The sequence below is a fragment of the Arthrobacter sp. 10T44 genome, assembly GCF_056393885.1.
On record NZ_JBFTGT010000002.1, the window covers coordinates 38410 to 59479 of the forward strand.

General features: G+C 68.2%; 16 protein-coding genes and 1 riboswitch. Of the genes, 12 read left to right on the forward strand and 4 right to left on the reverse strand.

Translation table 11 applies throughout. The features are described from left to right. The first annotated feature begins 141 nt into the window (after positions 1-141). The 6 genes from AC1DBL_RS04670 (at position 142) to ftsY (ending at position 7687) form a co-directional block, all read left to right on the forward strand. Positions 142-666, forward strand: a complete 525-nt coding sequence (locus AC1DBL_RS04670; RefSeq protein WP_146337283.1) for a YceD family protein — start codon at positions 142-144, stop codon at positions 664-666. Positions 667-702: 36 nt separating this feature from the next. Further along, positions 703-906 (forward strand): 50S ribosomal protein L32, encoded by a 204-nt coding sequence (gene rpmF / locus AC1DBL_RS04675; RefSeq protein ID WP_056738282.1) that lies wholly within the window; start codon positions 703-705, stop codon positions 904-906. Positions 907-927: 21 nt separating this feature from the next. Next, positions 928-1707 carry a ribonuclease III gene (gene rnc, locus AC1DBL_RS04680; RefSeq protein WP_476925574.1) on the forward strand — a complete coding sequence of 260 codons (780 nt, stop codon included), beginning with the start codon at positions 928-930 and terminating at the stop codon, positions 1705-1707. A gap of 9 nt (positions 1708-1716) precedes the next feature. Continuing rightward, the gene (gene mutM, locus AC1DBL_RS04685; RefSeq protein ID WP_476925575.1) at positions 1717-2703 is read left to right on the forward strand and encodes a bifunctional DNA-formamidopyrimidine glycosylase/DNA-(apurinic or apyrimidinic site) lyase; all 987 of its coding nucleotides are present in this window, start codon (positions 1717-1719) and stop codon (positions 2701-2703) included. A 98-nt stretch (positions 2704-2801) separates the two neighbouring features. Then, positions 2802-6398 (forward strand): chromosome segregation protein SMC, encoded by a 3597-nt coding sequence (gene smc / locus AC1DBL_RS04690; protein ID WP_476925576.1) that lies wholly within the window; start codon positions 2802-2804, stop codon positions 6396-6398. Between the two features lie 80 nt (positions 6399-6478). Then, a complete protein-coding gene (gene ftsY, locus AC1DBL_RS04695; protein WP_441417500.1) occupies positions 6479-7687 on the forward strand; it encodes a signal recognition particle-docking protein FtsY in 1209 nt (402 codons plus the stop codon). Positions 7688-7783: 96 nt separating this feature from the next. On the opposite strand, the gene AC1DBL_RS04700 is transcribed toward ftsY, so the two are convergent. Continuing rightward, a complete protein-coding gene (locus AC1DBL_RS04700) occupies positions 7784-9187 on the reverse strand; it encodes a hypothetical protein (protein ID WP_476925577.1) in 1404 nt (467 codons plus the stop codon). Between the two features lie 296 nt (positions 9188-9483). Then, positions 9484-10731, reverse strand: coding sequence for an MFS transporter (locus AC1DBL_RS04705; RefSeq protein ID WP_476908672.1), 1248 nt, complete (start codon positions 10729-10731; stop codon positions 9484-9486). A 239-nt stretch (positions 10732-10970) separates the two neighbouring features. On the opposite strand from AC1DBL_RS04705, the gene AC1DBL_RS04710 reads away from it, so the two are divergent. Both AC1DBL_RS04710 and AC1DBL_RS04715 read left to right on the forward strand, forming a co-directional pair. Beyond that, positions 10971-12344, forward strand: coding sequence for an ammonium transporter (locus AC1DBL_RS04710; RefSeq protein WP_441417503.1), 1374 nt, complete (start codon positions 10971-10973; stop codon positions 12342-12344). Beyond that, a complete protein-coding gene (locus tag AC1DBL_RS04715) occupies positions 12341-12679 on the forward strand; it encodes a P-II family nitrogen regulator (protein ID WP_175320845.1) in 339 nt (112 codons plus the stop codon). Before AC1DBL_RS04710 ends, AC1DBL_RS04715 begins: the two co-directional genes overlap by 4 nt. A 156-nt stretch (positions 12680-12835) precedes the next feature. Here AC1DBL_RS04715 and AC1DBL_RS04720 read toward each other — a convergent pair whose 3' ends face one another. Beyond that, positions 12836-14224 carry a glucose-6-phosphate dehydrogenase gene (locus AC1DBL_RS04720; RefSeq protein ID WP_476925578.1) on the reverse strand — a complete coding sequence of 463 codons (1389 nt, stop codon included), beginning with the start codon at positions 14222-14224 and terminating at the stop codon, positions 12836-12838. Between the two features lie 150 nt (positions 14225-14374). On the opposite strand from AC1DBL_RS04720, the gene ffh reads away from it, so the two are divergent. After that, a complete protein-coding gene (ffh, locus tag AC1DBL_RS04725; RefSeq protein ID WP_441417505.1) occupies positions 14375-15961 on the forward strand; it encodes a signal recognition particle protein in 1587 nt (528 codons plus the stop codon). 99 nt (positions 15962-16060) lie between these two features. Further along, complete coding sequence (locus AC1DBL_RS04730) at positions 16061-16795, forward strand: alpha/beta fold hydrolase (RefSeq protein WP_441417506.1); 735 nt, start codon at positions 16061-16063, stop codon at positions 16793-16795. A gap of 67 nt (positions 16796-16862) precedes the next feature. Here AC1DBL_RS04730 and thiC read toward each other — a convergent pair whose 3' ends face one another. Continuing rightward, positions 16863-18707 carry a phosphomethylpyrimidine synthase ThiC gene (thiC, locus tag AC1DBL_RS04735; RefSeq protein ID WP_441417507.1) on the reverse strand — a complete coding sequence of 615 codons (1845 nt, stop codon included), beginning with the start codon at positions 18705-18707 and terminating at the stop codon, positions 16863-16865. Beyond that, a riboswitch (TPP riboswitch) is annotated at positions 18676-18783 on the reverse strand. (Overlaps the previous gene by 32 nt.) Positions 18784-18877: 94 nt before the next feature. Here thiC and AC1DBL_RS04740 point away from each other — a divergent pair. Together AC1DBL_RS04740 and AC1DBL_RS04745 are read left to right on the forward strand one after the other, a co-directional pair. Further along, entirely contained in the window at positions 18878-19978 is a 1101-nt protein-coding gene (locus AC1DBL_RS04740; RefSeq protein WP_476925579.1) for an amidohydrolase family protein, read from the forward strand. Positions 19979-20058: 80 nt separating this feature from the next. Further along, entirely contained in the window at positions 20059-20934 is an 876-nt protein-coding gene (locus AC1DBL_RS04745) for a VOC family protein (protein ID WP_441417509.1), read from the forward strand. Positions 20935-21070: the final 136 nt, after the last annotated feature.

Consider the following 21070-nt stretch of genomic DNA (forward strand, 5'->3'; position numbering starts at 1 on the left):
CGCGGCCCTGACCGGGCCTCGTGTGCGGAGCTGTTCCGCGCGCTGCCGCCCGGTTTGAGTCCGTCCGGAAGATCAGGCTAAGATGGTACGTCGGTCATATGTTCAACAGGAGTTCTCATTAAGCGAGATGCTAGTTCGCCCCTGGCGTTCGACGTCAAGGACCTCGGACGCAGTCCGGGAAGCATGCGGACACTGACGGAACATGTACCCGCACCAAGTGACCTTGGTGTGGCGCTCATTGGTGTGCAGGAAGGCTCGGACGTCGAGTTGGATCTGCGCTTGGAGGCCGTACACGAAGGAATTCTGGTATCGGGCACCGCAAACGTCGAAGTAACCGGCGAATGCGGTCGATGCCTGGATCCCCTTGCGTATGACCTTGAGGTCAATGTGCAAGAACTTTTCTTCTACGGGGATGCTGAATTCCCGGACGAAGAAGACGAACAAGAGCAACGTCGAGTCGAGCACGATCTGATCGATCTTGAGCCGGTGTTGCGGGACGCAGTTGTCACTATGCTGCCGTTCCAGCCGGTGTGCCGGGAAGACTGCCAGGGCCTTTGCTCCGAATGCGGAGTTCGCCTGGAAGACGAGCCGGGGCACCACCACGAGGTCGTAGATCCTCGCTGGGCTGCCCTAGCTGATCTGGCTAAGCCTGACCGGCAAAACTGATTTGTAAGTGTTGGACTAGAGAGAAATGAGTTAGCCGTGGCTGTCCCGAAGCGGAAAATGTCTCGCTCGAATACCCGCGCCCGCCGCTCCCAGTGGAAGGCAACTGCCCCCCACCTGGTGAAGACCGTGGAAAACGGACAGGTTGTTTACAGCCTGCCGCACCAGGCAAAGGTCGTTACCGACTCGGCTGGCACCGCGCTGTTCCTTGAGTACAAGGGCCGCAAGGTCGCAGACGTCTAATCCGCCAACAGGCTGACTAAGATGTCTTCAACTGAAGAGCTTCTGAAGCGTCTCGGTGTCTCTATTGACGCCGGGACGCTTCGTCTTGCTCTGACACACCGTTCCTACGCCTACGAAAACGGCGGGATCCCCACCAACGAACGGCTCGAGTTCCTCGGCGACTCCATCCTGGGCTTCTCCGTCACAGATGCGCTGTACCGCGACAACCCCGAGCTGCCCGAAGGTGACCTGGCCAAGCGCCGTTCCGCCGTCGTCAGCACCCGGGCGCTGGCCGGCATCGGCCGCAGCATCGGGCTGGGGGAGTACATCTACCTGGGCCAGGGCGAGAAGCTCACCGAGGGCAAGAACAAGGCCTCCATCCTGGCGGACACCATGGAGGCGCTGATCGGCGCCACCTACCTGTCCAACGACCTGGAGACCGCGCGCCAGCTCGTCATGCGGCTGGTCGGCCCGCTGCTCCAGGACGCTGCCGCGCTGGGCGCCGGCACGGACTGGAAGACCAGCATCCAGGAGCTCGCGGCCAGCCGGCAGCTAGGCACGATCAACTATGCCGTGGAGGGCTCCGGCCCGGACCATGCGCGGTCCTTCCAGGCCGTGCTGCGGATCGGTGGCAACGACTACGGCACCGGCTCGGGAAATTCCAAGAAGGAAGCCGAACAGGAAGCAGCCGCTGACGCCTGGCGCCGGCTCTCCGCCCCCGCTCCCGCCCGGACCGCGGACGCCGCTCAGGCCGAGGCCTCGGACGCGCCGGCCGAGGCACCGGCCGACGCCGCGCCGTTCAAGACCCAGACCGGCAGCTAGGCGCCACCCTTGCCTGAACTGCCCGAGGTCGAGGTGGTCCGGCGCGGCCTGGTGAACTGGGTGCGCGGCCGGACCATCATTTCCGTGGAGGTGCTGGATCCGCGCTCCATCCGCCGGCACGCGCTTGGCGTCGAGGACTTTGCCGGAAACCTTGAAGGTGCCCGGGTACTCGACGTCGTCCGTCGCGGAAAGTTCCTGTGGCTGCCGCTGGCGGACACCCCCGCGGGTGCCGGCAGTGCGGCCCCGGGCAGCGAAGGCGCGGCTGCAGGGCCTGCCCCCGCCGTCGCGCTGATGGCCCACCTGGGCATGTCCGGGCAGCTCCTGATGCAGGAGGCCGCCGTCGCGGACGAGAAGCACCTGAAGATCCGGCTGAGGCTCAGTCCCGCAGCAGGCATGCCCGAACAGCTGCGCTTCGTGGACCAGCGCATCTTCGGCGGGCTGTTCCTCACCGCGCTGATCCCGACGCCCGACGGCGGTCCCGGCGGCCTCGCGGAGACGCCGTTGCCACTGATCGCCGAGGAAGCCTCGCACATTGCCCGGGACCCGCTGGACCCGCACTTTTCCTTCGACGTCTTCTACCGGCGGATCCGGGCACGCAAGACCGGCCTCAAGCGGGCGCTCCTGGACCAGGCGCTGGTTTCCGGGATCGGCAACATCTACGCGGACGAGGCGCTCTGGCTGGCCAAATTGCACTACGCCCGGCCCACGGATACCCTCCGCCGGTCCGAGGCGCTGCGGGTGCTCGACGCGGCCCGGCAGGTCATGACGGACGCCCTCGCCGCCGGCGGAACCAGCTTCGATTCGCTCTACGTCAACGTCAACGGCGCCTCCGGCTACTTCGAGCGGTCCCTGAACGCCTACGGCCGCGAGGGCCGGGAATGCCGGCGCTGCGCGGAGGCGGGCATCGTGAGCCTGATGAAGCGCGAACAGTTCATGAACCGCTCCTCCTACACCTGCCCGGTCTGCCAGCCGCGGCCGCGGAACGGACGCTGGTAACCCGGAAGGCAGCGTAAATCCGCTGAATTCGTTGTGGTGCCAGTAGATTTAGGGCAGGAAACACCCCCGCGTCCGCCATACAGGAGACCCGAAACACCTTGCATCTCAAAAGCCTGACCGTCCGCGGATTCAAGTCGTTCGCCTCCGCGACGACGTTTGAATTCGAACCCGGCGTCACCGCCGTGGTCGGACCCAACGGCTCGGGCAAGTCCAACGTGGTCGACGCACTGTCCTGGGTGATGGGCGAACAAGGGGCCAAGACGCTCCGCGGCGGCAAGATGGAAGACGTCATTTTCGCCGGAACCTCCGGCCGGCCGCCGCTGGGGCGCGCCCACGTCTCGCTGACCATCGACAACAGCGACGGCGCGCTGCCGATCGACTACAGCGAAGTCACGATCTCCCGCACGCTGTTCCGCACCGGCGGCTCGGAATATGCCATCAACGGCGCAAGCTGCCGGCTGCTGGACATCCAGGAACTGCTCTCCGACTCCGGCCTGGGCCGTGAGATGCACGTCATCGTCGGGCAGGGGCAGCTGGACAAGGTCCTGCACGCCACTCCGGAGGACCGGCGCGGCTTCATCGAGGAGGCCGCCGGCATCCTCAAGCACCGCCGCCGCAAGGAAAAGACGGTCCGCAAACTCGAAGCCATGCAGGCCAATCTCGCCCGGCTCAGCGACCTCACCGGGGAAATCCGGCGCCAGCTCACCCCGCTGGGCAAGCAGGCCGAGGTGGCCCGCCGCGCCCAGACCGTCCAGTTCGAGGTCCGCGACGCCCGCTCCCGGCTCCTGGCCGACGACCTGGTCCAGCTGCAGTCGGTGCTGGCCCAGGACGTCGCGGATGAGAGCGCGCTGAAGGCCCGCCGCGGCGTCGTCGAACGGGAACTCGAAAGCGGCCGCCAGCGCCAGGCCGGCTTGGAGCAGCTCGCCGCAGAGGCCACGCCAAAGCTCAACGCCGCCCGGGACAACTGGTACCAGCTCTCCTCCGGACGCGAACGGCTGCGCTCCCTCGGATCGCTCGCCGAGGAACGCCGCCGCTTGCTCGGGACCTCCGATGCGGCCCCGGACACCGGCCGCGACCCCGAGCAACTCGACAAGCAGGCAGCCCGGGTCCGCGCGGAACAGGCCGGGCTTGAAGAGCAGATTGTCGAGCAGCGAACCGCCCTCGACGCCGCCACCGCCGCCAAGCAGGACGCCGAAAGCGCAGCCGCGGCGGAGGACAAACGCCTCGCCACCCTGCTCCGGGCCGCCGCCGACCGCCGCGAGGGCCTTGCCCGGCTCGCCGGCCAGGTGGGTGCCGCGAGGTCCCGGGTCGAATCCGCCCAGGCCGAACTCGGCCGGCTGAGGGAATCGCAGAAGTCCGGTGAGGAACGGCGCCGCCTCGCCCAAAGCGAGTTCACCGCCCTCGAATCCCAGGTGGCCGGCGTCGAGGACGGCGAGGAAACCCTCGACGCCGAATACGAAGCCGCAAGCGACGCCCTCGACGCCGTCGTAGCCGAAATCGACGCCCTCAAGGCCGCCGAACGCGAAGGCGAGCGGGAACGCGACGCCCTCGTGGCCCGCCGGGACGCCCTGCAGCTTGGCCTGAACCGCAAGGACGGCTCCGAACATGTGGTTGCCGCGGGGCTGCCCGGCGTGCTGGGTCCGCTCGCGGGCATGCTGAGCGTGGAGACCGGCTACGAGGCCGCCATCGCCGCCGCGCTGGGCAGCTGCTCCGACGCCGTCGTTGTCCGCGACGCCGCCGCGGCCGCCGCGGCCGTGCAGCTGCTGAAGGACGACGACGCCGGCCGCGCCGCACTGCTGCTCGCCGACGGATCCGGGACAGCCGCGAAAGCCCCGGAGGGAGAACTGCCCGCGGGGGCCCGCTGGGCCGCCGGACTCGTCAGCCCGGCCGGCGGCTCCGACGGCGGCACCGGCCTGCCGCTGGGACAGTTGCTCGAAGGCACCGCTGTCGTCGAGGACCTCGACGCCGCGGCCCGGCTCATAGCCGCCCGGCCGGAACTGACTGCGGTGACCCGCACCGGGGACGTGTTCACTGCACTGAGCGTCAGCGGCGGCTCCGCCACGGCGCCGTCGCTGCTGGAAGTCCAGGCCGCCGTCGACGACGCCGCCGCCCGGCTCGCCGGCGTGGCGGCCGGGCTGGAACGCAACCGCTTCGCCCTGGCCGCCGCCGAATCCCGCCGCGCCGCCGCCCAGGACCGCGCCGACGCCGCCCTTGAAAAGCTGCACGACTCGGACGCCCGGCTGGCCGCCGTGGCCGAACGGCTGGGCCACCTGAACTCGGTGCTGCGCAGCGCCGTCGGGGAAAGCGAACGCCTCGCCGCGTCGCTGGCCCGGGCGGAGGCGAACATCCAGGCGGAGCAGGAGTCGCTGGAAGCTGTCGCCGCCCGGCTGGCCGCGGCCCAGGAGGCACCCACCGAGGACGAGCCCTCGCCGGAACACCGCGATGCCCTCGCCCTCGCGGCGTCCGCGGCCCGCGCGGCTGAAATGGAGGCCCGCCTCACGCTGCGCAGCGCGGAGGAGCAACTGACCGCCCTCCGCAACCGGGCCGCGTCGCTGGAACGGGCCGCCGCCACCGAACGCCGCGCCCGCGAGGAGGCCGCCGAACGGGCCCGCCGCCGCCGGCTCCAGGCCGGCCGCGCCGCAGCCGTGGCCGCAGCCGTCGGGCGAGTGATCGGCTTCATCGACGTGTCGGTGGAACTGGCCCGCCGCGAACGCGACCGCGCCGAGGAGCGCCGCGAGCATATGGAGCGTGAACTGTCCGCGGTCCGCGCCGGCAACGACGCCCTCGCCCGTGAACTGGCTGAGCTGACCGACTCTGTGCACCGGGACGAACTGGCCCGCGCGCAGCAGCGCCTGCGGATCGAAGCCCTTGAGCTGCGCAGCGTCGAGGAACTCGGACTGACCGCGGACCAGCTGGTCGCCGACTTCGGCCCCGACCAGCCCGTACCGCTGCCGGCCGGCGAGTCGGCGGACAAGTGGGCGGCCCTCCGCGCCCCCGTGGACGAGGACGGACACGAGATCGTCGACGGCAAACCCTTCGTCCGCGAGGAGCAGGAAAAGCGGCTCCGCAAGGCCGAACGCGACCTCTCCGCCCTGGGCCGGGTCAACCCGCTCGCGCTGGAGGAGTTCGCGGCCCTCGAGGAGCGCCACCAGTTCCTGAGCACGCAGCTGGAGGACCTCAAGTCCAGCCGCAAGGACCTGCTGGACATCATCAAGGAAGTCGACGAACGCGTGCAGAAGGTCTTCGCCGAGGCCTTCGAGGACACCGCGGCGCAGTTCGTCCGCGTCTTCGCCCGGCTATTCCCGGGCGGCGAAGGCCGGCTGGTGCTGACCGACCCCTCGGACATGCTCACCACCGGCATCGAGGTGGAGGCGCGCCCCGCCGGCAAGAAGATCAAGCGGCTTTCCCTGCTGTCCGGCGGTGAACGGTCGCTGACGGCGGTGGCCCTGCTGGTGGCGATCTTCAAGGCCCGGCCCTCGCCGTTCTACGTCATGGACGAGGTGGAGGCCGCCCTGGACGACACCAACCTGGGCCGCCTGATCACCATCTTCGAGGAACTGCGCGAGTCCAGCCAGCTGATCGTCATCACGCACCAGAAACGCACCATGGAGGTCGCGGACGCACTCTACGGCGTCACGATGCGCGGCGACGGCGTCTCCACCGTGATCAGCCAGCGGCTGGGGGCCGAGGTCTGAGGTCCGGGCGCCTGAAGGCCTGCTCCGGACGGAGCCGGGGCTGCAACCGGGGCGTTTGGGGTTTGTGAGAAGCTAGGGGAGTGAACGACATCCTCCCCATCATCCTGCCCATCCTCGTTGCCCTGGTGGTCCTCGGTGCGCTGATTCCGGTGCTCATGAAGACCCGGAAGAACATCACCAACTACCCGTCGCAGCGCGACGCGAACGACCCCGTGCAGGGTACCGGCGGCGGCACGCTGCTGGAGGACCGTCCCGCTCCGCCCCGCGGGGCCACGGCGCCGGACGCCGTCGACCTCGAAGGCCTCGAAACCGTCGAGGTGCCGGACAACGTCGCGGGTCTCGAGACCGTTCCGGTCGAGACCCCGCTGCCGGTGGCAGGCCGCCTGACCCGGCTGCGCGAACGCCTGGTCAAGTCCAACAACATCCTCGGCAAGGGCCTGCTCGCCCTGCTCTCCGCGGACAAAATCGACGAAAACGTCTGGGACGAGGTCGAGGAGACCCTGCTGCTGGCGGACCTCGGTACGGAACCGACGATGCAGCTCGTGGACGCCCTCCGCGAACGTGTCAAGGTGCTCGGTACCCGTTCGCCCGAGCAGGTCAAGGCCCTGCTGCGCGAGGAACTCATCAAGCTCGTGGACCCCACGATGGACCGCAGCCTGAACGTCGAGCGGCACGCGGACAAGCCCGCCGTGATGATGGTGGTCGGCGTCAACGGCGTGGGTAAGACCACCACGGTCGGCAAGCTCGCCCGCGTGCTTGTTGCCGAGGACAAGGACGTGCTGCTTGGTGCCGCCGACACCTTCCGTGCCGCCGCGGCTGAGCAGCTCGCCACCTGGGGCCAGCGCGTCGGCGTCCCCACGGTCAAGTCCGACATCGACGGGGCGGACCCGGCGTCCGTCGCCTACGAGGCGGTCAAAGCCGGCATCGACCAGGAAGTCGACGTCGTCATGATCGACACCGCGGGCCGGCTGCAGAACAAGGTCGGCCTGATGGACGAGCTCGGCAAGGTCAAGCGCGTGATCGAAAAGCTCGCAGAGGTGGACGAGGTGCTCCTGGTCCTGGACGCGACCACCGGCCAGAACGGACTGAACCAGGCCCGCGTCTTCGCCGAGGTCGTGAACATCACCGGCATCGTGCTGACCAAGCTGGACGGCACGGCCAAGGGCGGCATCGTCGTCGCGATCCAGAAGTCGCTCGGGGTGCCGGTCAAACTGATCGGCCTCGGCGAGGGCGCGGACGACCTGGCGCCCTTCGACGCCGAAAGCTTCGTGGACGCGCTGCTGAACTAGCAACTCAGCAGTCCAACTAGCTCGCACTTGTTGTCGTTTTCAGCGCTCAAAACGACAACTGGTGCGAGCTAGTTTGGGTTAATCCGTAGCGTCCGGTCAGTAGCTGAAGTTCAGCACCGTGACGGTGCCGGCCGTCAGCTTTAACTTCTGCGTAGCCGAGCCGTAGGCGAAGCCCGGCACCGTCAGACGCTTGGCGGCCGGGACCGGCGAATCCTTGGCCCCGTCGATCACCGTGCTGTCCTGCGCGTTCAAGCGGGGCCCGCTGAGCTGTGTCATGGTTCCGCGTCGGGCACGGCCGGGCAGCTTCAGCGAAACTTCGGTCTGGCCGTACTTCGCGGGGTCGTTTTCGTTGACGATGACCACAGTGGTGCTTCCGTCCGCGTTGCGCAGTGCATAACTGTTGGTCAAGCCTCCGCCCTTGCTCCCGAGTTGCAGGAACTTCCCTGGCGCCAGGTCAGCGACCATCGCCATCCCGAAGTAGTTCGCGCGAGGGACCATCTGGCCGTTGGGCTTGAGGTAGGTTCCGCCGCTGCACAAAACGGACATGGGAGGCCCACCCTTGCAGGTCGACAGGGAACTGTGGAAGCCCAGCCGGGTGACGCCCAGGCGGGCGGCATTGAGCGCGTAGTCCGCGGCCCACAGCGCCGCCGCATGCGTCTTGGTGGTCTGGTTGGACCCTGGGCAGGCTGACATGCCCGTCTCCGCGAGCCAGGTCTCTATTCGGGCGGCTTTGGCCACCTTAAGGGCACTCTCCTGGTAAGTTGCGGCGCGCTGGCGGTTGAGCCGTCCCAGAAGGTTGGAGATTGTGGGGAAGTCCGGAGACTTCGTGTCCTTGCAGCTGGAGAGCCGGTAGTTGTGGAAAGACAGGACTTTCTTCTGCGGCAGCTTGGCGTCGACAAAGGGCTTCCACCATTTCTGGTCGTAGACGCCGGGCCCCGAAATGGTGACGCCGGGGGCGACCGCATGTATGGCTTTTGCATAGGCTTTGAGCTGAGCGACGTACTGCTCGACGCCGTAGCTGGCCGGCCGCAGTTTCGTGGCGGCAAACCCGTTCGGTTCGTTCCCGACGGTAAAGCTCAGCAGCCGCGGGCCGAAGATCCGGGACGCGTTCTTGATCATGTCCGCTGCCCGCCGGGGGTTGTAGTGTCCCAGGTCCACCGTGAGGCTGATCCTGGCATTGGTCGCATTCAGGAGGGCCGCCACCCGCTGCAGGTCGGCCGGCGTGACTACCTTGGCCGGGTGGGCTTTGTCTCCTTTGTAGTTCTTTGGCAGTGCTTCGCCTGAGGACGTCCAGAAGAATCGACGGTCAACGGAGTTACCTCCAAACCGCAGGACGGTGCCGTCCGAGCCTTTGAGGAGCTTCACCATCGAGGCATTCTCCGCGCCCAAAGCGGGATCCGCGAGGTCGGTCGCTTCCAGGGAAATTCCGACGGTGCCCTTGTTCAGCCTCGTTCCGACCGGCGCGTCCGTTACCGCCAGCGTCAGCGGAGCCACTTTCATCAAGGGGGAGCCCGGCGGGGGCGGGATCTGCTTGTAGAAGGTGGCGTCTGTGCTCTTGTCCTTCTGAGCAGGCTGCCGAGGGCTGTCCCGGGGCGTGGGTTCGGCCTTTTCCGACGTCGCATTGGGTTCCGATGTCGCACTGGGGTTCGACGACACGGTGGGCATGCCGGCAACGAGCGCGACGGCGGCAAGGACCGCAATTGTCGCGAGGAGGCGTGTGATTTTTCGGGAAGGGCGGCGTCTGCGGGAGACTGGTTCCGCATCGAGTGCCGGGTGGTCGGTCCGGGGCATCTCGGCTAGCCCCGGGCGGGGGTGCGCTGGAAGGTCTCCCGGGCCAGCAGCCAGCCCGCGGCCGCCGCGAGCAGCACCCCGCCGGTCACGCCGAACGCCCAGCCGTAGCCCAGCCGGTCCGCCAGCAGCCCCGCGATCACGGGCCCCACGATCGCGCCGCTGTCCGCGGTCATCTGGAACACGGCAAGCACCCGGCCGCCGGAGCGCTCGTTGCCCACGACGTCGGCAATCGCCGCCTGCTGCGCGGGCCCGAGCAGGCCGGACCCGATGCCGGCGACGGTCGAGGCCAGCAGGAACCAGGGCAGCTCGTGAGTGAAGCCGATGGCGGCGGTGGCGAGGCCGGTGACGACGAGCCCGGCGAGCATCATCGGCTTCCGGCCCAGATTGTCCGCGAGCCGCCCGGAAAAGGTCAGCGCCGCGGCGTTGCCGGCGGCGAACACGGCCAGCGCCCAGCCCGCGGACGAGGACCCCGCTCCGAGCGCCGCGACGGCGAAAAGCGGCACGGTGGCCATCCGGACGCCGAAGGTGGCCCAGCCGTTGGCGAAGCTGGAGGCCAGCCCGGCCCGGTAGGCGCTGTCCCTCAGCGCTTCCCGGAGCAGCATGGCCGGGGCCGCCGCACCCGCCTCACGGGAACCTGCCGGGACATGGCTGAGCTGGGTCTGCACGACGGCGGCGGCGAGCACCAGCGCGGCCGCGTAGGCCAGGAACGGCACCCGAAGTCCGAAGCTGGCCAGCAGCCCGCCGACGATCGGGCCGCACACGTTGCCGATCAGGAAGGCCGAGGCGTAGGCACCCGAGACGCGCCCCCGGCTTTCCGGGGGCGCCAGCCGCACCACGAGGGCCATCGACGCCACCGTGAACATCACCGATCCCACGCCGCCCAGTCCGCGGAAGACCAGCAGTTGCCAGTAGTCCTGGGCGAAGGCGCAGGCCGCCGTGGACGCCGCCACGATCAGCAGCCCGGCCACGTACACCGGCCGTTCGCCCAGCCGCACGATCAGCGCCCCGCCGGCCGGAGCGAAGACGAGCCGCATGAACGCGAAGATACTGACAATCACGGCCGCCGCTGTGGCGCCGACGTCGAAAGTGGTGGCGAACTGGGGGAGCACCGGCGCGACGAGGCCAAAGCCCAGCGCGATGAGGAAGGCGGCAACCAGCATCACCTTGATGTCCCGGGGCAGGCGGGGGCCGCCGGGGCGGCGGAGTCCGGCAGGGGGCCGGATTCCGTTGGCGGAACGGGACGCTTTGCTCATGGTGCTGCTTTCGGTGCTGCTTCTGATGCCCAAGGGCAGGCAGGGGCGTGATGGAACGCGTGAAACATAACCGTAACAAGCGCGAGACGCACCATTTACTTCCGGGAGGTTCTTGTAACAACCCGGCAATGTAAATCCTCAGCCGGTGAAACACGGCAACTGCAAACTTTTCTTAGAACGCAAAAATGCGTTGGACTGGCGGACAAGTCCGCACCTAAGAGCAAGAGAGGACGCAGACCATGGAACTCACCGCAGGTCTCGTTTGGCTCCTGGTCGCATCAGCCCTCGTGCTGTTCATGACCCCGGGCCTGGCATTCTTCTATGGCGGCATGACACGCGCCAAGTCGGCTTTGAACATGATGATGATGAGCTTCGTTGCCATTGGAACCGTTGGCATCATGTGGGTCCTGTGGGGCGCTTCGATGGCTACGAGCAACACCGACAACTTCTTCCAGATCTTCGCTAACCCTTTCAGCCACTTCGGGTTGCACAACTTCACGGAGCCGGCGGACCTGCTCAAGGTGGGCTACGCGGCGACCTTCGCCATCATCACGGTGGCACTGATCTCCGGCGCGGTCGCTGACCGGGCCAAGTTCTCCGCATGGGTCATCTTCACCCCCATCTGGGCCACCCTCGTCTACGCGCCGCTGGCCTTCATGGTCTGGGGCGGGGGCCTCTTCTCCAAGGACGGCTGGTTCGGCCAGACTTTTGCCCCGGTGATCGACTTCGCCGGCGGAACCGTGGTGCACATCAACGCCGGCGTCGCCGGGCTCATCCTGGTTCTGATCATTGGCAACCGCAAGGGCTTCGGCAAGGACCCGAACCACCGCCCCCACAATGTCCCGTTCGTCATGCTGGGCGCCGCAATCCTTTGGTTCGGCTGGTTCGGCTTCAACGCCGGTGCCGCCGCCACGGTTGAGCAGGCCGGCCTGATCTGGATCAACACCCTCGCTGCTCCGGCCGCCGCGATGCTCGGCTGGCTCGCTGTCGAACGCTTCCGCGACGGCCACCCGACCTCCCTGGGCGCCGCTTCCGGTGTGGTGGCCGGCCTGGTCGCGATCACCCCGGCCTGCGCCAACGTCTCCCCGCTCGGCGCGATCGCCCTGGGCGTCGTCGCCGGTGTGGCCTCGGCCCTCGCCGTCGGCCTGAAGTTCAAGTTCGGCTACGACGACTCGCTCGACGTCGTCGGCGTGCACCTGGTTTCGGGTGTCGTCGGCACCGTGGCGATCGGCTTCCTGGCCACCCCGGCCCAGGGCACCGCGGGTCTGTTCTACGGCGGCGGCACGACGCAGCTCGTGGCGCAGGTTCTCGCAGCGCTGCTCGCCGTAGCCTTCACCGCAATCATGACCTTCATCATCGCCTTCCCGATCCACAAGCTGATGGGCTTCCGGGTGTCCCAGGAGCAGGAAGTCGTGGGTGTGGACCTGAGCCTGCACGCCGAGACTGCCTACGAGTTCGGCGTCGGCGGCCACGGCGGAAGCTTCCAGCCGCTGCACGAACTGATCACCGGCAAGTCGCTGGGCGACAGTGCTGAAGTACCGGCAGCCGAGGCCGTGGACGTCAAGTCGAACGGCAAGAAGTCCGCAGCTGGCAAGGAAAGCGTGGAAGCATGAAACTGATTACCGCAATCGTCCGTCCGGAAAAGCTCGACACCATCAGGGAAGGCCTGGAGGCCTACGGCGTGCAGGGCCTCACGGTCAGCGCGGCCAGCGGCTACGGCCGGCAGCGCGGCTACACCGAGGTGTACCGCGGCGCCGAGTACAACGTGGACCTGCTGCCCAAGATCCGGGTCGAGGTCCTGGCCACCGACGAACAGGCGGACGACATCCTGGACGTCATCATCGCCAGCTCGAACACCGGCCGGGCCGGCGACGGGAAGGTCTGGACGATGGACGTGTTCGAGGCGGTCCGCGTCCGAACCGGTGAACGCGGCGCGGCAGCCATCTAGGCTGCAGCCCTCCAGCCGCTGCCGCGCGAGCGGACCGCGATCGGGGGTTGCGACGGCGGGCCGGGCACCTGGAAAGGTGCCCGGCCCGCATTTTTTGTTGCGTGCGTTGGGGCCGCTAGCGCCTGCGGGAGCGCCCGACGTCGGGCGCCGCCTGCCTTACGACGGCCAGCCCTCCGGACCGGGCGTGCCGGCGGCATATTCCTCCAGCGGGACGCTGTCCCGGGCCCAGGCCTTGAGCACGGGTTCGAGGATGCGCCAGCAGTCTTCCGCGGTGTCACCGCGCACGGACAGCAGCGGGTCGCCGGTGAGCACCCCTTCAAGCACTTCACCGTAGGGGAGCAGCTCGGAGGCGCTGAGTTCCGCCTTCAGGGTGGCCCGGTCCAGGCTGAGCACGTTGCCGGGGCCGTTCACGTCGACGTCGAACTGCAGCGTGTCCGGGCCGAAGCCGATGCGCAGCTGGTTGGGGGAGTCCACCCCGGTGAAGCCCTTGGGCAGGTGCGGCACCGGCCGGAACGTGACCACGGCTTCCTTGCGCATGGCGCCCAGCGCCTTGCCTGAGCGGAGGATGAACGGCACGCCCTGCCAGCGCCAGTTGTCGATGTCCACCTGCACCTCGGCAAGGGTCTCGGTGTTGCGGGACGCGTCCACGCCCTCTTCCTTGGCGTAGTCCGGGACCTTCCGGCCGTCGATGGAGCCTGCCGTGTACCGGGCGCGGCGGGTGTTCTTGGCGTACGGCGCCTTGATGCTGCTGGCCCGCAGGAGCGTGGCGACGGCGTCGCGCAGGTCCCGCTCGTCCACCGAGGCGGGCGGTTCTATTGCCATCAGGGCCATGATTTGCAGCAGGTGGCTCTGGATCATGTCGCGCAGGGCGCCGGCGCCGTCGTAGTAGCGGGCCCGGCCTTCCAGCGCGAGGTCCTCATCGAAGATGATCTCCACCTTCTCGACGTAGCCCCGGTTCCACACCGGCTCCAGGAAGGTGTTCGCAAAGCGCAGGCCCAGGATGTTCAGTACCGTGGCCTTGCCCAGAAAGTGATCCACCCGGTGGATGTGGTCCTCCGGGACCAGTGCAGCCAGGGTCTTGTTCAGGTCCCGTGCCGATTCTTCGCTGGACCCGAACGGCTTCTCCATCACCAGCCGGGTCCCGGCGGGGACCTGCTCCGGGGTCAGGGCTTCGCAGGCCAGCTGGCTGATCTTCGGCGGCAGGGCGAAATAGACAGCCACCGGTCCTTCCAGCGTGGCCAAGAGGCTGGCCAGCTGCCCTTCGGCGGTGACGTCCAGCTGGTGGTAGCTGGTGCTTTCGCGGATCCGTTTCAGCTCCCGCTTGCCGCTGGAGTCGGCCTGGGAGTTGGCGTCGGCGAAGGAGGTCTCAAGGCGTTCCAGCCACTGTTCCGAAGTCCAGTCGTCCGAGCCCGCGCCCACCAGGGTGAGGCCGGATGCGTGGCCCCTCGCCACCAGCCGGGCCAGCCCCGGCAGCAGCAGCCTGCCGGTAAGGTCGCCCGAGGCGCCGAGGATGAGCAGGGTTTTTACTGTTGGTTGACTGGTCACCTAAGCCAGCATGCCATCTTGAAGGCGGGTCTTGGTACCCTAGATAGTCGAGTCCCGTTGTCGAGGCAGTTCGTTCCGGCGAAACAGTCACGACTCTGGCGTGCCGCACTGGCCGCCAGCTGTAGATCCACTGAAAGAAGTGCACGGCGCGTGTTCAATTCACTCTCTGACCGGTTGACAGCAACCTTCAAGAACCTCCGTGGCAAGGGCCGCCTCACCGAGGCGGACGTTGACGCCACGGTCCGCGAGATCCGGCGTGCCCTGCTGGACGCCGACGTTGCCGTCCCGGTGGTCAGGGAGTTCACCGCCCGCGTGCGCGAGCGGGCCCTCGGCGTCGAGGTCTCCGGTGCGCTGAACCCGAGCCAGCAGATCGTGAAGATCGTCAACGAGGAACTCGTCGAGATCCTCGGCGGCGAGACCCGCCGGATCCGGCTGGCCAAGACCGGGCCGACCATCATCATGCTCGCCGGCCTCCAGGGTGCCGGTAAGACCACCCTCGCCGGCAAGCTTTCCAAGTTCCTCAAGGCGCAGGGCCACAGCCCCATGCTGGTCGCCTGCGACCTGCAGCGCCCCAATGCCGTGACGCAGCTGCAGGTTGTCGGCCAGCGCGCCGGCGTTCCCGTCTTTGCCCCGCACCCGGGGGCCACCTCCTCCGAGCTGGACCACCCTGCCGGTGACCCGGTCGCCGTCGCCCGTGCCGGCGTCGAGGAAGCCAAGCGCACGCTGCACGACGTCGTGATCGTGGACACTGCCGGCCGGCTTGGCGTCGACGCCGAAATGATGGAACAGGCCCGCCAGATCCGCCGGGCCATCGTCCCCAACGAAGTCCTGTTCGTGATCGACTCGATGATCGGCCAGGACGCCGTCAACACGGCGATGGCCTTCGATGAAGGCGTCAACTTCACCGGCATCGTGCTCTCCAAGCTCGACGGCGACGCCCGCGGCGGTGCCGCGCTGTCCGTCGCGTCGGTCACCGGGAAGCCGGTCATGTTTGCGTCCACCGGCGAAGGCCTGGACGACTTCGAGCTCTTCCACCCGGACCGGATGGCCTCGCGCATCCTCGACATGGGCGACGTGCTCACCCTGATCGAACAGGCCGAGAAGTCCTGGGACAAGGACGAAGCGGCCCGGATGGCGAAGAAGTTCGCCGACCAGGAAGACTTCACCCTCGAGGACTTCCTCGCCCAGATGCAGCAGATCCGCAACATGGGCTCGATGAAGAAAATGCTCATGATGATGCCGGGCGCGCAGAACATCCGGCAGCAGCTGGAGCAGTTCGACGAGCGTGAGATTGACCGGGTCGAGGCGGTTGTCCGGTCCATGACCCCGCACGAGCGGGTGGCCCCGAAGATCATCAACGGCTCCCGCCGCGCCCGCATCGCCCGCGGTTCCGGCGTGCACGTCTCCGAGGTCAACGGCCTGCTGGAACGCTTCGCGCAGGCACAGAAGATGATGAAGAAGATGGCCGCCGGCGGAGGTATGCCGGGGATGCCGGGGATGCCCGGCATGGGCGGCGGCGGAGCCCGCAAGGGGGCCAAGAACGCACCGAAGAAGAAGGCCCGCTCCGGCAACCCGGCCAAGGCCGCTCAGGAGCTCAAGGACGCGGAGGCACGGCGCGCCGCTGGCCCCAAGGCTGTGCCCACCGGTGCGGCCTTCGGCCAGCAGGGCGGGGAATTCGACCCGTCCCAGCTGAACCTGCCCAAGGGTTTCGACAAGTTCCTCGGCGGCAGCAAGTAGCGGAAGCCACCTTGGCGCCGGCCGCATCTCGGTGGCCAGGATGCCGGCGTGCAGGATGTCGTCGGCTTCGATGACGGACCGGTGCCATAGGCTTAGGGCATGTTCAAGCAGCGCGTAGTTTTCGTCCACGGGGCCGGCAGTTTTGGCGCCGCGGCGTGGCCGAAGCAGCACGGCATGGCGCTGAGCTACGACGCCTTGTTCCTGCGGCGGCACGGCTTTGACGCCGTCGCCGAGCCGCAGGAGACGGACTTCGCCGCCGACGCCGCAATTGTGCTGCGGGCCCTGGCCGACGACGGCCGCGGCGCTGCCGGCGGCCACGTGGTGGCCCATTCGCAGGGTGCGATCGCGGCGATGATGGCGGCCGTCGAACGCCCCGACCTGGTGCAGTCGCTGACCCTGGTGGAGCCGGCCTGCCTGTCCTTGACCGCGGAGCTCCCGGCCAGCGCTGCGCACCGGGCGCTCATGCAGCCGCTCTTCGACGTCCGGCACAGCCTCAGCGACGACGACTTCCAGCGGGAATTCGTCCGCCGTGCCTTCGCCGCCGGCGCCCCGGGAGCCATGACGCCGGAGGCCCTCCGGGCGGCGCGCCGGCTGCGGCTGCAGGCACCGCCGTGGGAAGCGCCGCTGCACATCGTTCCCGGCGTGCCCACCCTGGTCCTTACCGGTGGCTGGGAGCCGCTCTACGAGGAAATCGCCGGCTACCTGAGGGAGACGGGCGCCCTGCACCGCACCGCACCCGGAGGGCACCGGCCGCAGGACTCAAAAGAGGGCGACCGCGCCATCCGCACGTTCATCGCCGACGTCAACCGCAGCCGGCACGCCCACGCCTCGTAGGAGTGGCCGGCCGGACGCCTACCCCGCAGGGCAGGCGCCCGGCCGCGGCCTAGGGCTGTGCCTGTGCCTAGGCCTGTACCGCTGACTGTGCGCCCACGGTGGGCTCGGGCAGGTAGACCTTGCCTCCGGCCGCCAGAAATTCGTCGCTTTTCCTCCGCATTCCGTCCGCCAGCTGTGCCAAGGCTGCCCGGGAATCCGCCGAACCGTACTCGTCCCGGATGTCCTGGCTGATCCGCATGGAGCAGAACTTCGGCCCGCACATCGAACAGAAATGGGCTGTCTTAGCCGGCTCCGCCGGCAAAGTCTCGTCGTGGAATGCCTCAGCCGTCACCGGGTCCAGGGACAGCGCGAACTGGTCCCGCCAACGGAATTCAAACCGGGCCTTGGATAGGGCATCGTCGCGTTCGTGCGCTCCGGGGTGGCCCTTGGCAAGATCGGCGGCGTGGGCGGCGATCTTGTAGGTGATCACGCCGGTCTTCACGTCGTCCTTGTTGGGCAGGCCGAGGTGCTCCTTCGGCGTGACGTAGCACAGCATGGCGGTCCCGTAGCGGGCGATCTCGGTGGCGCCGATCGCCGAGGTGATGTGGTCATAGCCCGGTGCGATATCCGTGACCAGCGGCCCCAGCGTGTAGAAGGGCGCGCCCTTGCAGAGTTCCTGCTGGCGCTCCACGTTTTCCCGGACGAGGTGGAACGGCACGTGTCCCGGGCCCTCCACCATGACCTGGACATCGAAGTCCCAGGCCCGTTGCGTGAGCTCCGCCAGGGTGTCCAGTTCGGCGAACTGGGCAGCGTCGTTGGCGTCCGCCGTCGACCCCGGCCGCAGGCCGTCGCCGAGTGAGAAGGCGACGTCGTAGCGGGCGAAAATTTCGCACAACTCGTCGAAATGCGTGTAGAGAAAGTTCTCCTGGTGGTGTGCGAGGCACCACCCAGCCATGATGGAACCTCCGCGGGACACGATGCCGGTGACCCGGTTGGCGGTCAACGGGACGTACCGCAGCAGCACCCCGGCGTGGATCGTCATGTAGTCGACGCCCTGCTCGCACTGTTCGATCACCGTGTCACGGAAGATCTCCCAGGTCAGGGCGTTTGCTTCGCCGTTCACCTTCTCCAGTGCCTGATAGATCGGGACGGTGCCGATGGGGACGGGCGAGTTGCGGATGATCCATTCGCGGGTCGTATGGATGTCGTCCCCGGTCGAAAGGTCCATCACCGTGTCCGCCCCCCATTGCGTGGCCCATTGGAGCTTGTCGACCTCCTCGGCGATGGAACTGCTTACCGCGGAGTTGCCGATGTTCGCGTTGATCTTCACCAGGAACGCCTTCCCGATGATCATCGGCTCGGACTCCGGGTGGTTGATGTTGCTTGGGATGATGGCCCGGCCGGCGGCGACTTCGCCGCGGACAAGCTCGACGTCGCAGTTCTCCCGCAGCGCGACGAAACGCATCTCCGGTGTCACGATGCCGTGCCGCGCATAATGCATCTGGGTAACCGTTCGGCCTTCGACGGCGCGACGCGGCTCGGGCGGTGCGCCCCGCCATTCAGCCGAGGCGGCGCCGCGCCTGACCGCGGACTTGCCGTCGTCGAGCAGAGTGCGTTCCCGGCCGCTGTACGGCTCCGTGTCCGCGCGCCCGGCGATCCAGTCACGGCGGAAAGCGGCGAGTCCCACCACCGGGTCGCTGCCCGGGCCCGCGGTGCGGTAGACCCGGAACGGAGGATTCCCGACGCCGCCAGGGGACGGTGCCAGGGCGATTTCGGTTACCGGGACGCGGATCCCGCCGTCCTCGACGTACGCGAGGGCATGCGACTTCAGGGACTGCGTCACGGTAGCTGCTGCGGCGCTGTTCCCATTCTGGGCAGGGCTCTGCTGTGGATTTGTTGCGCTCAAAGAGATACTCACTTCCTTCGCCGGCATTACCCGGACAGGTTCAACGGTCGCAGGCTGCGTCAGCCCGATCTCAGCCCCTGCAAGGGCACCCGTGTGGTCGTAGACGAAGCTACCACAGCCCGACGGGAAGCCGTCGAGGGGCTGGGGGGCTGGGCGGGCTTGGCCCGCGGATCGCGATGCGGATTAGGCTTTAGGCCATGAGCGGCATCATCGAGTTCAGCGGCCCGGTCCTCACCGGAGCCGACCAAGAGCGGCGCGGGCTGTGGGCCGTGGACGGCCGCCTGACCTTCCGGCGCCCCGCGGCCGCGCCGGACCTGGTCCTGGACGGTTGGGTGATCCCCGGGCTGGTCGATGCGCACTGCCATATCGGGCTCGGACCCGGCGGGGATGTTCCCGAGGACGTTGCCGAGCGGCAGGCCCTGACCGATCGCGACGCCGGTACCCTGCTGGTCCGCGACGCCGGCGCCGTTCATGACACCCGCTGGATCCAGCAACGGCGCGAGCTGCCACGCATTCTCCGCGCCGGGCGGCACATCGCCAGGACGCGGCGGTACCTGCGGGGCTTCGCCGTCGAGGTGGAACCCGAGGACCTCGTGGAGGCCGTACGCAAGCAGGCCCGCGCGGGGGACGGCTGGGTCAAGCTGGTGGGGGACTGGATCGACCGCGACGCCGGCGACCTCGCTACGAGTTTCCCGGCCCGGAGCGTCAGGGACGCGGTCCGGGCCGCCCACGACGAAGGCGCCCGCGTCACGGCGCACTGCTTCGCGGAGGACACCCTCGATGACATGCTCGACGCCGGCATCGACTGCATCGAACACGGAACCGGGCTGCTTCCCCGGCACTTGCCGCGCTTCGTCGAACAGGGTGTCCCGATTGTCCCCACCCTGATCAACATCGCCACTTTCCCGGACATCGCGGCCCAGGCCAAGGCAAAGTTCCCCCGCTACGCGGCGCACATGCTGGGGCTCTGGGAACGCCGCGCCGAACGGATCCTCGAGGCGTATGAGGCCGGGGTCCCCATCTACGCCGGGACGGACGCGGGGAGTGTGATCAAGCACGGGCGCATCGTCGACGAACTTGAGGCCCTGCACGGCGCCGGGCTCCCCGCCGGCGCCGCCCTCGACGCAGGGGCCTGGGCCGCCCGCGACTGGCTCGGAGCCGACGCGATCACAGAAGGTGCCAGTGCCGACGTCCTGGTCTGCGCCGAGGATCCGCGCGGGAATCTCGGCACCCTGCGCGAGCTCAGGGGCATCGTGCTCCGCGGCGAACTGGTACAGGGGAGCATCCCCGGCCATTAGGAATAAATTGAAGCTTCAAGTAATTTAACTCTACGAGGGTCGCCGAAGGTCGGGGGCCACAGAACCACCGGAGCGTTTCAATGACCGTAGAAGCCAGCACCCAGGATCTCCTTCCTGCCGAACTCACCATGGGCACCGTGATGCTCAAGGTCGGCGACATGAAGCTGATGACGGACTACTACCAGCGCGCCCTCGGCCTCGACATCGTTGCCGAGCAGGACGGCGGGCTCTACCTCGGACGCAAGCTCAAGCCGCTGGTCCACCTGGCACCGGCACCCGGGCTGAACCTGCCCTCCCGCGGCGAAGCCGGCCTCTTCCACACCGCCCTTCTCTTTGAGGACCAGCCCTCGCTGGCCGCCACCGTCGCGTCCGCCGCGCAGTATGAGCCGCAATCCTTCACCGGCAGCGCCGACCACCTTGTCAGCGAGGCCTTCTACTTCAATGACCCGGAGGGCAACGGTATCGAGCTCTACTGGGACCGCCCCCGCGAAGCCTGGTCCTGGGACGGCAAGAACGTCGTGATGGACAGCCTGGCCCTGCCGCCGCAGCGCTACCTCGAGCAGCACCTCACCGAGGCGTCGCTCGCCGGGCAGCGCGAGGCCGACGCCGGCGTCGGGCACGTCCACCTGCAGGTCGGCGACGTGCAGTCCGCGCACGACTTCTACGTCGGCACCCTCGGCTTTGAGAAGACCGCGGGCTGGCACGGCCAGGCGCTCTTCGTCTCAGCCGGCGGCTACCACCACCACATGGCCATGAACGTTTGGAACAGCCGCGGCGCCGGCCCCCGCCGTGACACCCTCGGCCTCGGCGAAGTGCTGGTTGAAGTACCGTCCGGCGACGACGTCGGCGCCCTCGCCGACCGCCTCAAGACCGCGGGCGTCCAGTCGCACCACACCGGAGCCGAGCTGCGCTTCGAGGATCCGTGGCGCAACAGCATCCGCGTCGCCGTCCGCTGATCATCCGGACATGCCCAGCCTGCAGCGCCAGCGTTGGACATGTCCAATCCTCGAAGCCCACTCCGGGCATGTCCAACTTTCGACGGCAGGGTCCGCGGACATGTCCTGTGTGCGCGTCGGGGAATGGACATAGTGG